Source organism: Chryseobacterium sp. 22543, assembly GCF_052044565.1.
Classification (GTDB): Bacteria; Bacteroidota; Bacteroidia; order Flavobacteriales; family Weeksellaceae; genus Chryseobacterium.
In genome coordinates, this window is sequence record NZ_JBQENH010000001.1 from 1,242,113 (window position 1) to 1,257,279 (window position 15,167).

The following is a 15,167-nucleotide window of genomic DNA, read 5'->3' on the forward strand; positions in this document are numbered from 1 at the left end:
CAGTGAATTTATTTCAAGTTAAAATATTTTTAATCCTCTCTCCAACTTCGAAGATAACACAAATATTATATCAGCTTTTATAAACAAAAAAGGTTTTCCATGGAACGGAAAACCTTTCTATCTTTTATATTTTACAATGTTATTGCTTAACCAATTCAAAGTAAGCCGTTACTTCAACATCTTTCGCAATCCCAGCTCCTGTAGGGTCATACTTGATTCCGTAATCCAGACGGTTTACTGTAAATTTCGTCTGAATTCCCATGATTTCTTTTCCGTCTTTATTTTTTGTAATTCCACCGAATGTAGCTGGAGCACTGATTTCTTTTTCTACCCCTTTCATAGTCAGTTTCCCTTTTACGATATAATTGTTGTTTTTATCTTTTGTAACAGAAGAACTTTTAAATTCAATAGTAGGATATTTAGCAACATCAAAAAACTCTTCGCTTATGAGATGTCTGTCTCTCATGTCTACTCCCGTATTAATGGTAGGAACACTGATTGAAAAGTTTAAATCGGCATTATCAAGATTGGCACCACTAGTCGCCGCTTTTCCGTCAAATTTATCAAATCTTCCCTGCACAAAACTAATTCCCATGTGCTTGATATTAAAATTGACCGATGAATGCATCTGGTCCACCTGCCAGGTTCCCTGTGCAAACGCCACAACACTTAAAAACGCAAATACGAAAGATAAAAATACTTTTTTCATTGTAATTATATTTTACATTAATATTTTAATTGAATGAAGCTAAGATATGAAAGATATTTCTACTGCGAATGGATTAATTTTTAATATTAAATCCATTTAGATTCTGAAAGAAAAATGCTTTTTTATAACTTCGCAGTATGGCAAAACTGAAAACAGCATATTTCTGTCAAAACTGCGGAACACAATATCCACAATGGCTCGGACAATGTAAAAACTGTGGAGAATGGAACTCTCTGGTGGAAGAAGTGGTTGAAAAACCTTCTCATAAAACTCCCCCTTTCTCAAAAACCAAACAAAATGTAATCAATATTGTTGAAGTGGTAACGAGTGAAGAGCCGAGAATAAAAACTCCTTCAGATGAACTGAACCGCGTTTTAGGAGGTGGAATTGTTTTAGGTTCCGTTACGTTGATTGGTGGTGAACCGGGAATTGGGAAGTCTACCCTTCTGCTTCAGCTTGCTTTAAAAATGAAGAAAAAAATCTTCTATGTTTCGGGGGAGGAAAGTGCTTCACAGATTAAAATGAGAGCAGACAGGCTTACGGATATTCAAAATCCTAACTGCTTCCTTTTTACTGAGACATCATTGGAAAAAATTCTTCATGAGGCAAAAAAACTAGAACCGGATTTTATGATTATTGACTCTATTCAGACTCTGCAGTCTCAGCTGATAGAAAGCTCTCCGGGAACCGTTTCCCAAATCCGGGAATGCTCCAATGAAATCATCAAATATGCCAAAGAAAATAATACTCCGGTATTTCTTGTAGGACACATTACCAAAGATGGTCAGATTGCAGGACCAAAAGTGCTGGAACATATGGTGGATGTTGTTCTGAACTTTGATGGAGACCGGAATCACCTTTTCAGATTGCTGAGAGCTAATAAAAACCGTTTTGGATCTACTTCCGAGATTGGGATCTATGAAATGGTTTCTCAGGGACTGAAAGAAATTAAAAATCCTTCTGAAATTCTGATCACCAAGAAATTTGAAGAACTTTCCGGGAACTCCGTTGCGGTAACTCTGGAAGGAAACCGGCCTATGCTTCTGGAGATTCAGGCATTGGTAAGTACTGCCGTTTATGGTACTCCTCAAAGAAGTTCCACCGGGTTTGATTCCAAGAGGCTGAATATGCTTTTGGCTGTACTGGAAAAAAGAGCAGGTTTTCAATTGGGAGCTAAAGACGTTTTCCTGAATATTACCGGAGGAATAAAAACAGACGATCCGGCACTGGATCTGGCAGTGGTAGCTTCTGTTCTTTCATCCAATGAGGATATCGCCATCTCAGAACATTACTGCTTTGCCGGAGAAATCGGATTAAGTGGTGAAATACGTCCTGTAGCACAGGTGGAACAAAGAATTACTGAGGCTGAAAAGCTTGGTTATGAAAAAATATTTGTGTCCAATCTTAATAAAATTCCGAAAAGAAAATTTGGGATAAAGATCGAAGAAGTAAGTAAGATTGAGGATTTTCATGAGAGGCTTTTCTAATGTGAATGGTCAGTTTTGCTTCGCAAGTCAATGGTGAATGGGATGTTGATGAAAAATTCACAAGCGAAGCGGATTCACGATTCACTTTTAATTCATACCTTTAAGTTATGAATTATCTGGCGCATTCTTTTCTTTCTTTTACCGACGGACAGATCGTTGGTCAGTTTCTCGAAGATTTTATCCGCAACAGGGATCGTTTTTCTTTCCCGAAAGATATTCAGGACGGAATTACCATGCACAGGGCTATTGATACTTATACAGACTCCCATCCCGCGATTCATGAAGCTAAAAAAGTATTTGCTCCTTTGGTAAGATTGTATGCCGGTGCATTTGTAGATGTCTCAATGGATCACTTTGTGGCAAGAGACCTTTCCCTTAATTCTCTGACAGAATGGAAAGCCCATTCTCTTAAGGTTTACAGCGCTTTGAATGCCCATGAACAATGGCTGCCTGAAAATTTTAAAAAAATGCTGGTTAAAATGGAACAGGATGACTGGCTTTATAATTACCGTGAAGACTGGGGAATTAAATTCAGTATTCAGAATGTGCTCAATAAAGCAAAATATCTGGATAAAGATATTCCTGTTTTTGAAGCTTTTTTAAAGAATAAGGATCATCTTCAGCAATGTTATGATGATTTTTTTCCTGACCTGCTGGAACACACAAAAGGAATTAATTCATTATTACAACTGGAGAATTAAAAGCGTCCCACAAACCCTATTCCTAAAGGTCCCGCATTAATATCCCATGCAATTTTATTTTTATTTTGCTGTTTAAGATTATATTTTTTATCCTCTTCGTATTTTTCCTTTCTTTTCATAAATTTATCGATCCCTTCAACAATGGCAATACTCATAATAGCACTTAAAGTAACATCAGAAAACCAATGAGCCCCTTCAAGCAATCTTGAAACCGGAACAACAGACCCTACAGCTAAAATTCCACCTTTTACCCATGGATTTTCAAATTGTTTGGATAATGCATAGCTCGTTGTGATGGAAAGCACAGTATGTCCGGATGGAAAGCTCCTGAAATTGGCATCTCTTCCGTATGGTTTGAAGAAGTGTTTTCCAAGTCCGGCTCCCGGTCTGGCTCTTCCCGTTGCCGATTTTGAAATTTGCTGAATAGCTCCTGTTGCACTTGCTGCTGTAATCATCAGAACTCCTGTTCTTCTCAGCTTTTCATTATTAATCAAAAGACCCGTTACATACACGGCACCCGTAATACCATAATTGATCTGTGGACTCCCAAAATACCACCCGAATTTTTTTAAAACATTAGGCACATTTTCCCTATTTCTGATAAAGGCACGGCTGATGTCTTCATCTGCAAGGTATATCATTCCTACAGTAGCAACAGTAGCTCCTAATCTAATATAATCTTTCTTCTCCCAGGATAAAGGACGCGTAAAAGCATTCCCAAAACCTCCCGCCATTGTCACAAGATCATATTTAAAATGTCCCCAAATATCATTTTTCCTGTTCCTATTCTTTGTGAAAGAATACTGTGGATCAGTTTCATCCAAATGTAAAAGTGATATCGAATCTTTGTCTGCAATAAGACTGTCAGAAGCATTATTAACAATGAGACTGTCCTGTTGGGCAAACAATGTGAAAGAAATTAATATGGCAAATACAGTAAGCGCTTTTCTTCTCTTCATAACCTAATAAAAACAAGACGCAAAACTATCTAATTAATATTATTTTATGTTAAATGAAAAGTTTTTAAAATAAATAACGATGATTAATGATTTCGATTATAATTTTAAATGCAAAAACAAATCGAATTAAAATTGCTTAAATAAATAACGGTTGGGATACGTCATCTTCTCACTTTTCCTTTCTCCTTTTACAATGATGTGAACGATATTGATCTGATCATCGAAAAGGTTGTACAAAAAACTTACAGCAGTTTCCACTTTTTTAGGTGTGGCAACAGGTTCAGATTCGAGAAATATATCTACAGATTCCTGATCTTCTTCATAACCAATATAGTTTACTTTCAAAAATTTGTTATCTGCTTTTAATTTGAAATATTCCGAACAGTATTTTTGCAGGGCCTCATTCAATTTTACTTTGTATTTTTCATCATTAAAATGAAAAGATCCCCCATATTTTTTTCCCAATCCGTTTTCCATATCATCTAGGAAGAATCGCCCGGTCACTTCAAATGTTCTGGATTTTGAATTATAATTAATTTCCACAGAGCCTACATGATAGGGATGAAAAACTTCATCACCCGTAAAACTCTGAAATACCAAGGTTACGAATAAAAAAAATCCAAAAAAAAGCTTACCCGACATGAATTCTATTTTTACAGCAAATATAAAAAAAGCAGCAGTTATAAAAACTGCTGCTTCTGATAATAATTGATTGATGAAGATTTATTGTTTAATTACTTTTTTCGTAATTTTTGTGTTATCATCCAGTACAATGGTGAACAGATAAGTTCCTCTTACCAGTTCTGAAACATCAATTTTACCGGCATTGGTATTTACATTTACGGTTTTAACCAGTTTTCCTGATGCATCATAAATGGTTACCACTCCTTTAGAATGTCTGCCTAATGCTACATTCACAAAATCTTTTGCAGGATTCGGAGTGATATTTACTTCTGAGTTCACCTTAATATCTGCTGTTCCTAATGTAGTCCCTGTTTTCACAAAGTATCCGCCAAAGCCTGTCGTCTGGAAGCTCACTTCCCAGTATTGGTAGGTATCATTCCAGATAATATTTGTAATATCAGGTGTAATAATTGTAGCAGTTCCTCCAAAAGAAGCTACTGTACCCGTAGTACTTGTTCCTGTATATTTTTCAATAAGAAGGTTGGCTTTATTGGCAACATCTGTAGGGGAAGTAGGTAATTTCACTCCGTTGGTCAGATTATAAGCGTCAAAATCACTCTGTTTAAAGTATAAAGTTACTTTTCCGGTTGCAGTGACTGCATTCGTATCCGGATTTATTTCATATCTTCTTGCAACATAGTTTGGCTGTGCATTATCTACCCATACCTTTGATGTTGTATTTCCTGTTACAGTACTCGCAGTTTCTTTTTCAACTCTGGAGATAAGCTGGCAGGCATTGGTAAAATAGTTATACCCATTGGCTACTGTGCTTGCTTTAGTTTGATTGGATGTTGCTAAGTTCTTCACTTCAGCAACATTCTCATAGACTACAGCTCTCATTTTGAGATCGAATGTTCTGGAAGTCCATGTTGTACCATCTGTAGACGTCTTGGATCTGTTGTTGACTACTGCATTCTCAGCTTTCACGGCAATTCTTCCCCCTAAACCGTTTACGACAACATAAAATTCTTTTCCGGTTACCATTTGTACATTCAGATCCGAAAGATTCACGTAATTCCAGGTAAATCTCTGCACATTATTTAGCCATGAAGTAATGGTTTTAGTGGCTATAATATCTCCGGGATTCCCATTCGCATCCACTTTTCTGATTTGAATATCTACCGGAATGTCAGAAGGAAGCGAAGTTCCTGTTAATAATGAAAATCCTCCCAATTTTCCTGTCAGGGTTGGTGTATATCTGACAGCAAGGGCTATATTATCAAAATAATAATTAGATTCTGTATTGGCAATAATATAAGGTTCATCATACCCTACCGTCTCAAAATTAGATTTTACACATCCCAGCTCATCACTCACTGCCTTGTAAATGTCCAGTTTACCATATCCCCATCTCATGTTGGGTACAGTTCCCGTTGCTCCGTCCATTCTTGCATTAGAGGTAAGGCGTGTTTTTACCTGGGCTGCAGTTAATGCCGGATTGGCCTGCAGCAATAATCCTACAGCTCCTGCTACACCGGGTGAAGACATACTTGTTCCCTGGTTTTTTACATAATAATTGGTTCCTGCAATAATATCTGTAGTACCAGGAGCAGAATCACCTGATCTTGATGAAATCACATTCTGGCCAGAAGCAGCAATATCCGGCTTCTGAAAACCATCTGTTCTTGGTCCCTGTCCGCTAAATGAAGATATAGACTCCTGCGGAGTAAGTGTGAAATAGCCGCTTGTTCCACTATACCAGCTGGCTCTTCCCATGTATGAAGCTACTGTAATCGCATTGGAAGCATTCCCTGGACTTCCTACAATATATTCATTATCCCCGTTTTGCAATGTGGTTTGCACTCCCTGGCTGTACAGCCAGCCATGGGTTGTTATTTGCTGCGCTCCATTATTGGTAATTTCCAATGTATAATTTCCCTGAACATTGGTCGTTCCGGAGGTTCTGGTTACGACTAACTGTACGTATCTTTTGTTGTTATCATTTCCCCAATAGTTATACATCGTTGCTGTAAGGCCTCCTCCCAATATGGTGTGAGCGGTAGTCGTACTTATATTCTGTGTATATTGTTGTCCATCGGGAGTAGTCAGTTTTGCTGTAACAGCGGTATTATCATTGGCATACATAATGAATGAAAACACTGAAGTTGCGGAAGTATTGCTTGCTACTGTAAAGTTATACGTCTGTGCCGCACCAGCTGCAATATCCACTTTTCTGTGAAGGTTAGCTCCGTAATCATTTCCGGCAGAAATAACCACCACTCTACCAGGTCCTGATGCTGTAAAATTATTAACAGCCACTTCATGACTGGATGTTCCGTCATGAGCCGTTCCCTGGCCGCCAATACTCATATTGACAACGATAGGTTTATTAAGTGCCGTTGCTACGTTTTTGAAATAGGTTAAGGCATTAATGGTATTTGTTGTAGGAAAAGAACCATTTCCCCCTTTTACAAATACAATATCTGCATCAGATGAAAATCCTTTATGTCTTTTATCTGTAAAAGCTGCACCATTTCCGGCTGCTGTACCTGAAACATGGGTTCCATGTCCGTTGGTATCATTTTCACGAACAAATCCTACCGGCGTTCCATCCAGCTCATCTTCAATCTGTGCTCTTGTATATTCTACACCTGTTGAAAATCCTGTAGGAGTAGTTTCTCCAGATTGTGCCGTTAATGTCTGATCCCAGATCGAAACAATTCTGCTTTTGGTCTGGTCATTAGCTTTTCTGAAGTCCGGATGTTTCCAGTCTATTCCACTGTCATAAATTCCTACCAAAACACCGGTGCCATTATAAGCCGTATTATTGAAAACTCCATCCTGCAAAAGGCTTGCTCCGGACTGGGCTCTGCTCACATCATTATGAAGCTCATCAAATGCCGGCCCCATTACAGATGTTACATACGGAAGCTGCACAAGTCTTTCAATATCTTCAATGGTAACTAAAGCGGTAGAAAAGGCTGGCAGCTGGCTCTGAATAATGAAACCGTCTGCTTTCAGTTTTTCCGGCTCTTTAGTATAAATAATACATGAATACATTGTTTGTGCTCCTTTTGAAGTCACCACCAGATGTTGATCAAGTTTCATATCCGGGCGTTCAAGTTCTTTGACCGCTCTCCCATTAGCAATACTTTCTTTATTTTTCAATAAAATGTCAAATCGGGAGTCCAGTTTCTGTACCTGTCCGTAAAAAGCATAGGAATACAATCCTAAAAAGGCTGCTGTTGCATTTCTTAGAAGCTTCGATCCTCCGTGTGAAATGCTTACTTTTGTAAAAAATAATTTTTTAATATCCATATTTCATTTTTAAGCAATACAATTATACAATTTTTATTTAAATCAAAAATAAGATCAATAATTAACAAACAACAAGCGTAAAAACTAAATCAAATAACAAAATTAATAACATTTTAACAAAATATTTAAAATATAAAAATTTTTAACCAAAATGCATGATTTTCTTTTTTATTTAAACCTTGGATGGGAACATATTATTTCTTTGGATGCCTTAGATCATCAGCTATTTGTTCTGGCTTTAATTGCTGTTTATTCTTACAGTGACTGGAAAAAAATACTGATCCTTGTCACCGCATTTACAATCGGACATTCCATTACGTTAGCTTTAAGTATCCTGGATGTCTTCAGAGTTCCGTCTGACTGGGTTGAGTTTTTAATTCCTCTAACGATTGTCCTGACATCATTGGATAATATCATTATGAAAAATCAGAAACAGACCTTAATGAGGGCCAATTACTACCTTGCTCTGATCTTTGGCCTGGTCCATGGAATGGGATTTGCCAATACTGCAAGAGTAATGATAGCGAAAAGTCAAAGTATTGCTTTACCTCTGCTGGGGTTCAATATTGGTTTGGAACTTGGGCAGATTGTAATTGTTGCTGCGATCTTACTCCTCCTGTTTATTTCACTCAATCTTTTCAAAGTGAATAAAAAAGACTGGATACTCTTCGTTTCTTCCGGGGTATTTGCTTTATCCTTAAAAATGACTTTGGAAAGAATTCCTTTTTAAAAGTTAAATATTTTCATTATTTCAAGAGCTTATTACTATCTTTGATCATCAATAAATCATTTCGGTTATGAAACTAAAAGTTATTATACTTTCATTTTCTGTATTTGCATATACAGGTTTCACCGCACAAAATATTCAGAATAACCCGGGCAGCAACCATGGCAACAAGTTTGAACAACTGGGAACAATTCTTCCAACACCCAACATTTACAGAACGGCTTCAGGAGCTCCGGGACACGGATACTGGCAAAACAGAGCCGACTATAACATTACTGCCTATCTGGATGAGGATAAAAGAAATCTGAAAGGTTCAGAAACGGTGACTTACTACAACAATTCTCCTGATGATCTGGATTATATTTGGCTGCAGCTAGATGAAAACGAACATTCAAGCATCAGAAATGCCGGGTATGATACTTCATCCGTTCTTCGTCCTTCAACGACCGACCAGCAGCTTAAGGCAACTGAACTTCCAGTAAAAGATAATGGTTACGGCGTGAGTCTTGAAAAAGTAACAGATGCTTCAGGTAGTGCTTTGAAGTATACGGTCAACAAAACCATGATGCGTATCGATCTTCCTAAAGTTTTGAAAAAGGGTGAAAAATTCGTTTTCAAAGTAGACTGGAACTACAATATCTCCAACAGAATGAAAATGGGAGGCCGTGGCGGTTACGAAAACTTCCCTGAAGACGGAAACGATCTGTATACGATGACCCAATGGTATCCCAGAATGTGTGTATACAGTGACTTCCAGGGCTGGCAAAACCATCAGTTTACCGGAAGAGGTGAATTTGCACTGGTTTTCGGAGATTTTAAAGTTTCAATGAATGTTCCTTCTGATCATATTGTAGGCGGAACCGGAGAATGTAAAAATTACGATCAGGTATTAACGCCTGATCAGCTGTCAAGATATAGAAAAGCTGAAAATGCCTCTGAACCTATCGAAATCGTAACATTGGATGAAGCTAAGAAAGCAGAGAAAAATCATTCAAAACAAAGAAAAACATGGATTTTTGAAGCGAAGGATGTTCGTGATTTTGCATGGACTTCTTCGAGAAAATTTGTCTGGGACGGAATGCGTGTAACAATTCCTGAAAACAATAATAAAGTAATGGCAATGAGTTTCTATCCAAAAGAATCTTACGGTCTTTACAGAAAGTTTTCCACAAAAGCGGTTGCTCATACCATTAAAACCTATTCAGAATTTACCATTCCTTATCCATATCCTGTAGCGCAGTCTGTAGAAGCCGCCAACGGGATGGAATATCCGATGATCTGTTTCAATTTCGGAAGAACTGAGAAAGACGGAACGTATTCTGAAGGGACCAAAAACGGAATGCTTGGAGTAATTATTCATGAAGTGGGACACAACTTCTTCCCAATGATCATCAATTCTGATGAAAGACAGTGGGCATGGATGGATGAAGGTCTGAACACGTTTACAGAATATCTTACTGAAGAAAAATGGGATAATAAATTTCCTTCCAAAAGAGGACCGGCCTGGACGATCGTAGATTATATGAAACTACCGAAAGATCAGCTGGAGCCTATCATGAGCAACTCTGAAAATATTGTTCAATATGGCCCGAACGCGTATTCAAAACCTGCAACAGGATTGAATATTCTTCGTGAAACGATCATGGGAAGAGAGCTTTTCGACAAAGCTTTTAAAACATATGCTAAAAGATGGGCTTTTAAACATCCTGAACCTGCAGATTTATTCCGTACAATGGAAGATGCCAGTGGTGAAGATCTTGACTGGTTCTGGAGAGGCTGGTTCTACGGTACAGATCCTGTAGATATTGCTATTGATAAAGTAACGGTAGTCGTTCCCAATCTGGAGACCGATCCTAAAGCTGCTGCTGAAGTGAAATATCAGGTTGAAAAACCATTGGTGAACAGTTTTGAAGATCTTTCAAAAATCAGAAACAGAGAAGATAAGAATATTAAATTCTATGTAGATACTGACAAAGCTGCACAGGATTTCTATTATAAATATGACAGAGGCCAGGAAAAGGTAGACAATAACAAGGAATATGTCATCAAAACAGAGGCTGGTCTTCCTTTAGATGCAAAGGATAAAGAGAAGTTCAAAAATATTACAGGATATCAGATCGATTTTGTAAACAAAGGCGGACTGGTAATGCCTATCATTCTTGAGTTCACTTTTGAAGATGGTTCCAAAGTGTATGATAAATCTGCAGCACAGATCTGGAGACTGAATGAGCAAAAGGTTTCCAAGACGTATTATTTTGAAAAGAAAGTAAAATCTATTCAGCTTGACCCAATGAGAGAAACTGCTGATATTGATACCACGAATAATCTCTGGAGCAGCACCGGATCCGGTACTGAAACTTCAAAATTCCAACTCTTTAAACAAAAACAGGAAGGAGGACCTGTGAGAGGTGGCTCAACCGGAAAGGTGAATCCAATGCAGGCCGCAGGAAAGAGTTAAAAACCAAAAAGTTGTAACTTTTAACAAATACAGCACTACTTATTATTAAAAAGATCATGAGAGCTATTCTTTTCCTTTTAATACTAAGTAGTGCTAATTTTTTTTCCCAGAACCTGCTTACTCCACAAAATGCAGACATTAATCCGAAATTAATACAGGATGAAACGTATGAAGCGCTATGGTTTACAGAAAATGCCGGAACAAAAATCGAAATAGCCAGCATTACAACAGAAAACAAAAAACTGAACAAAACAGATCTCCTGATCAGAACAACTGTAAAACTGAAACAGGCTCCTGATGCAAAATGGACAGATTCTACCCTTGTGAAAATATCGGACTTCGCACCCATTTATCATTCCTCTTACAACTTGAACAGAGATATGGTTATCAAGTCCGGAAAAGATAAAGCCACCGGATATTATCTTGATAAAAAAACGCAGAAAAAAGATGTTATTGATATCTCTGCAGCTCATTATTTTGACAGCAGCAGCTATGCAATGCTCATAAGATATCTTCCTTTAAAAGAAAATTACACCGCTGAGATTTCTATTTTCGATTACAACCCAAAATCTGAGAAAAAAGGAATGATGAAAGCCTACATTCTGGATACTCAAAAAACAGAATATAAAGGAAAACCGGTTTGGGTAGTTAAAACAAATGATGATATCAGTAACAAAAGTACGACTACCACCTATTATATTGATGCTGCAACAAGAAAAATTGTAAAGCAGGATATGGATATGGCAGGAAGAAAAATGTCTTTGGAAACAACTCAGTAAATTACTGAATATCAAACACCAACACCTATTTCTAGTCTACAAAAAATATAACAATCTGACTTAAAATTCTTTATATTTGAATCACCATAAACACCAAATGTCAAAAACCTGATTGACAATAAATGTTCAGGACTTAAAAAAACAAAATATTACTTATGAAAAATGCCAAATTACTAAGCAGAGATGCTCAGAAAACAATTAATGGCGGAATTGCTGCCAGACTTGTATGTTGCGAACGCGACGATAACGGAAAATGTACTTTATGGATCGGACCGGGACAAAACTGTCCTTAGTTCTAACATCTGATAACAATTTTGAATAAAGCCGGAAGTTTCCGGCTTTCTCTTTTATATTCTCAACCTTTGTATTGTTTATTATACTATTGAATAAAAAACCGTTAACAACTGGTAATCAAAATTTTATTTAAAAAAATAGCAATAATATATATCACATAATAAGGAAAAATAGTATATTTGAACCACTTCTTTTACACCAAATGTCAAAATCCTGATTGACTTTAAATGCTCAGGACGTACCAATCAAAATATTACTAACTATGAAAAACGCTAAATTATTAAGCAGAGATGCTCAGAAATCAATCAATGGCGGAGCAGCAGGACGCATTTGCTGTGAGTACAATTACAAAGGACAGTGTATCCTTTGGATCGGACCGGGACAATATTGCCCATAGTTCTGTCATCTGATAACAATTTTGAATAAAGCCGGAAATTTCCGGTTTTATTTTTTTAGCTTAAATGTGCTTTTAAATTCTTTTTATACGTTCTCCCCAATGGAAGCTCTTCCCCATTTTTCAGGAAAACATGACCGGAATTATAAGAATTGATATGATCCGATAATACGATATAAGACTTATGAATTCTGATAAATCCGAAATGCTGAAACTTTTCTTCAAAATTTGACATTCTCTCCAAAATCATATATTTTTTCAAAGGGGTCATCAGTACAATATATTCCCCGAATCCCTGTATCCAGAGAATATCTTTGAGAAAAACCTTGTTCATCACATAATTGGATTTGAACATAATAAAGTCTTCCTGCTGTTTACTGCCAGCCGAACTTTTAAACTGAACAAAATCCCTTGCTTTATTGACCGCTTTTTTAAAAGTATCAAAATCTACAGGCTTGATAAGATAATGAACAACATCCAGCTCAAATGCTTTCACTGCATATTTTGTTTCCAACGTAAGGAAAATGCACAGCGGCGGGTCAGGAAGCTGCTCCAAAAGCTCTACGCCATTGATGCCAGGCATATTGATATCGAAAACAACCAGATCCACTTTGTTTGCTTTCAGGAAAGCCAGTGCTTCTTCCGGTTTCTGAAATGAAGCCAGCAATTCAACATCATCAAGCTGACCGCAATATTGTTTTACAAGTTGCAGCGCAGGATATTCATCATCTACATTAACGATAGTCAGGTTAGCCATTGATAGTAATTGTTAAAGCAATTTTATATTGATCATTTTCTTTCGGCCCGGAATAAAATTCATACTGATCAGGATAAAATTTTTCCAATATATGAATAATTGCTTCATTACCCAATCCGTGATAATTAGATTCAGCTGCGTGAATTCTATCTTTCCCTACAGAATTTATAATTTCAAAATACAGTTCAGAGCGCTCAATATTACAGAATAATTTTATAAAACCATATGCATCCTCTCCTATTGCTGAGTGTTTTAAAGCATTTTCAAATAAAGTAAGAAGTATAGCAGACGGAATTTCAGCAATGTCAAATTCTTCCTGCTCTTCAATATCCATGACAATATCAAGCTGGTTATTATACTTAAGCTGATATAAAGCTGCAAGTGCTTTCAAGGAAGCAAATTCTTGAGAAACGGTTACTTTTTCTTTTCCGCTGTCATAGATAATATACTTCAAAAGTTTACTCAACTGCAAAATAGAATCTGAGGTCTTCTCCGAATGGGTAAAACTGTTCGCGTAAATATTATTAAGAGTATTCAATAAAAAATGAGGATTCAGTTTAGACTTCAGCAAATCAAGATAAAGTTGATCTTTCTCTTCTCCAAGGCTGATCACATCCTGCTCTATTAAAAATTTGTCTTTGGTAATCCCCAAAAAAGCTCCCACCAGAATGATGATCCCCTGCGAGATGTACACATTATAAAGAAAACCTACATGAAAACCTTTTCCACTGAAATCCATCTGAAAAACGGCAGGTTCCCACAAAATTCTGAAAAGACTGGACACCAAAAAGCAGATTAAAGCATAAAGGATAAACTCCGGGTACTTATTGGATAAATAAAATCGGGGAACAAGATAATAGTACACCAGATAATAAATCCCAACATTGAAAATTGTATTCAAAATAATGCTTATCACCAATTGAATTGAATCCAGGAAGTAGTTTTCGGTGAAATAAGTCATCAAAATGAAGATAATAAGGAAAAAAACATGCTGAAACCTCAACAAAAATTTCCAACGGTACGTCATAAGGCTTTCCAGAATCTTACCACTAAATAAAATCCTGATAATCAATAATATAATAATAAAATTAATGATTAAAAACATAGTCCATACCTTATTTTGAAACGCATCAAATATAATATCTTTTTGTCTCAAAATGCAGTTCGTTGAGAAAAACTGTCATTGATTGAAAAAATCCAGCCCCGCTCTTTCGAATAAATATATTTGAGAAACCGCAATATTAATCAAATATTACATGAAACTTAATATACAATTAACGCTTATTTTATCATTTTGTTTGATAAATGGCCTCTTACACAGTCAGAGCAAAGACAATTACAATATGTGGTTTCAGTACCTGATGTCAGCGAAGATTACAGACAAAAGTACTTTAACTGCACTTACTCAGTACCGTTCCTTCGATTTGGCTTACGATACAAGACTTTTTCTGGTGAATGCTTATGTAGATTATGAAGTGGTTGAGAATATAAAACCTGCTGTAGGAGCTATGTTTTTGATCCTTGAATCTTATAATGCTGATGATTCCAAAAAAATAAGATATGAAAAAAGACCTTTTCAACAGGTAACCGCTGATTATTATATTGGCAGAACATCAATCTCCAACCGTCTTAGAGTAGAGGAACGTTTTATCAGCAACCCTGATGAGTTTGAGGTAAGAATCCGTTATCTGATCTCTGTCAGAATTCCTTTCAATAAAAAAGGAGAAAAAGAAAAGCTCTACGGTATTCTTAAAAATGAAATAAGAATGAATGTTGATAAGCTAGAACCTTTCGACAGCAATCGTATTACTGCAGGTCTTGGAATAAAACTAGGAAAAAATTCTGCTTTGGAGCTTGCCTTTATCAATCAGCTGGAAACCGGAAAAACAAGTAATTACGGGTTTATAGGTTTCAGAAACAATTTTGACTGGAGAAAAAAGAAACAATAACCTCATTAATA

The 15,167-nt window shown here is 36.6% G+C and carries 14 protein-coding genes; 8 read left to right on the forward strand and 6 right to left on the reverse strand.

Annotated elements, in window-relative coordinates; genetic code table 11:
• Positions 1-139 precede the first annotated feature (139 nt).
• Positions 140-709 (reverse strand): YceI family protein, encoded by a 570-nt coding sequence (locus ACTJIP_RS05510; RefSeq protein ID WP_077418966.1) that lies wholly within the window; start codon positions 707-709, stop codon positions 140-142.
• 137 nt (positions 710-846) lie between these two features.
• Here ACTJIP_RS05510 and radA point away from each other — a divergent pair, with 137 nt between their 5' ends.
• Positions 847-2,196: a DNA repair protein RadA gene (radA, locus tag ACTJIP_RS05515; protein WP_440704204.1), complete on the forward strand. Its 1,350-nt coding sequence runs from the start codon at positions 847-849 to the stop codon at positions 2,194-2,196.
• Between the two features lie 107 nt (positions 2,197-2,303).
• Complete coding sequence (locus tag ACTJIP_RS05520) at positions 2,304-2,897, forward strand: ACP phosphodiesterase (protein WP_440704205.1); 594 nt, start codon at positions 2,304-2,306, stop codon at positions 2,895-2,897.
• Here the strand turns inward: ACTJIP_RS05520 and ACTJIP_RS05525 are convergent.
• The 3 genes from ACTJIP_RS05525 to ACTJIP_RS05535 form a co-directional block, all read right to left on the reverse strand.
• Positions 2,894-3,856 carry a phosphatase PAP2 family protein gene (locus ACTJIP_RS05525; protein ID WP_077418963.1) on the reverse strand — a complete coding sequence of 321 codons (963 nt, stop codon included), beginning with the start codon at positions 3,854-3,856 and terminating at the stop codon, positions 2,894-2,896. The genes ACTJIP_RS05520 and ACTJIP_RS05525 overlap by 4 nt on opposite strands.
• A 126-nt stretch (positions 3,857-3,982) precedes the next feature.
• Positions 3,983-4,498 (reverse strand): DUF6702 family protein, encoded by a 516-nt coding sequence (locus ACTJIP_RS05530; protein WP_180564578.1) that lies wholly within the window; start codon positions 4,496-4,498, stop codon positions 3,983-3,985.
• Between the two features lie 81 nt (positions 4,499-4,579).
• Complete coding sequence (locus ACTJIP_RS05535) at positions 4,580-7,798, reverse strand: S8/S53 family peptidase (RefSeq protein WP_440704206.1); 3,219 nt, start codon at positions 7,796-7,798, stop codon at positions 4,580-4,582.
• A 151-nt stretch (positions 7,799-7,949) separates the two neighbouring features.
• Here ACTJIP_RS05535 and ACTJIP_RS05540 point away from each other — a divergent pair, with 151 nt between their 5' ends.
• The 5 genes from ACTJIP_RS05540 to ACTJIP_RS05560 all read left to right on the forward strand — a co-directional run bounded on the left by ACTJIP_RS05540 (position 7,950) and on the right by ACTJIP_RS05560 (position 12,453).
• Positions 7,950-8,528 (forward strand): HupE/UreJ family protein, encoded by a 579-nt coding sequence (locus ACTJIP_RS05540; RefSeq protein ID WP_428169214.1) that lies wholly within the window; start codon positions 7,950-7,952, stop codon positions 8,526-8,528.
• Positions 8,529-8,595: 67 nt separating this feature from the next.
• Positions 8,596-10,983 (forward strand): M1 family metallopeptidase, encoded by a 2,388-nt coding sequence (locus tag ACTJIP_RS05545; RefSeq protein ID WP_180564581.1) that lies wholly within the window; start codon positions 8,596-8,598, stop codon positions 10,981-10,983.
• Between the two features lie 56 nt (positions 10,984-11,039).
• Positions 11,040-11,762, forward strand: coding sequence for a DUF3108 domain-containing protein (locus ACTJIP_RS05550; RefSeq protein WP_440704207.1), 723 nt, complete (start codon positions 11,040-11,042; stop codon positions 11,760-11,762).
• A 155-nt stretch (positions 11,763-11,917) separates the two neighbouring features.
• Positions 11,918-12,055, forward strand: a complete 138-nt coding sequence (locus ACTJIP_RS05555) for a hypothetical protein (protein ID WP_165790518.1) — start codon at positions 11,918-11,920, stop codon at positions 12,053-12,055.
• A 263-nt stretch (positions 12,056-12,318) separates the two neighbouring features.
• Entirely contained in the window at positions 12,319-12,453 is a 135-nt protein-coding gene (locus ACTJIP_RS05560) for a hypothetical protein (protein ID WP_255812661.1), read from the forward strand.
• 55 nt (positions 12,454-12,508) lie between these two features.
• On the opposite strand, the gene ACTJIP_RS05565 is transcribed toward ACTJIP_RS05560, so the two are convergent.
• Positions 12,509-13,207, reverse strand: a complete 699-nt coding sequence (locus ACTJIP_RS05565; RefSeq protein ID WP_180564583.1) for a LytR/AlgR family response regulator transcription factor — start codon at positions 13,205-13,207, stop codon at positions 12,509-12,511.
• Complete coding sequence (locus tag ACTJIP_RS05570) at positions 13,200-14,168, reverse strand: sensor histidine kinase (RefSeq protein ID WP_228408902.1); 969 nt, start codon at positions 14,166-14,168, stop codon at positions 13,200-13,202. Before ACTJIP_RS05570 ends, ACTJIP_RS05565 begins: the two co-directional genes overlap by 8 nt.
• A 382-nt stretch (positions 14,169-14,550) precedes the next feature.
• Between ACTJIP_RS05570 and ACTJIP_RS05575 the strand changes: the two genes are divergently transcribed.
• On the forward strand, positions 14,551-15,156 hold the full coding sequence (locus ACTJIP_RS05575) for a DUF2490 domain-containing protein (protein WP_232539004.1): 606 nt from the start codon (positions 14,551-14,553) through the stop codon (positions 15,154-15,156).
• Positions 15,157-15,167 lie beyond the last annotated feature (11 nt).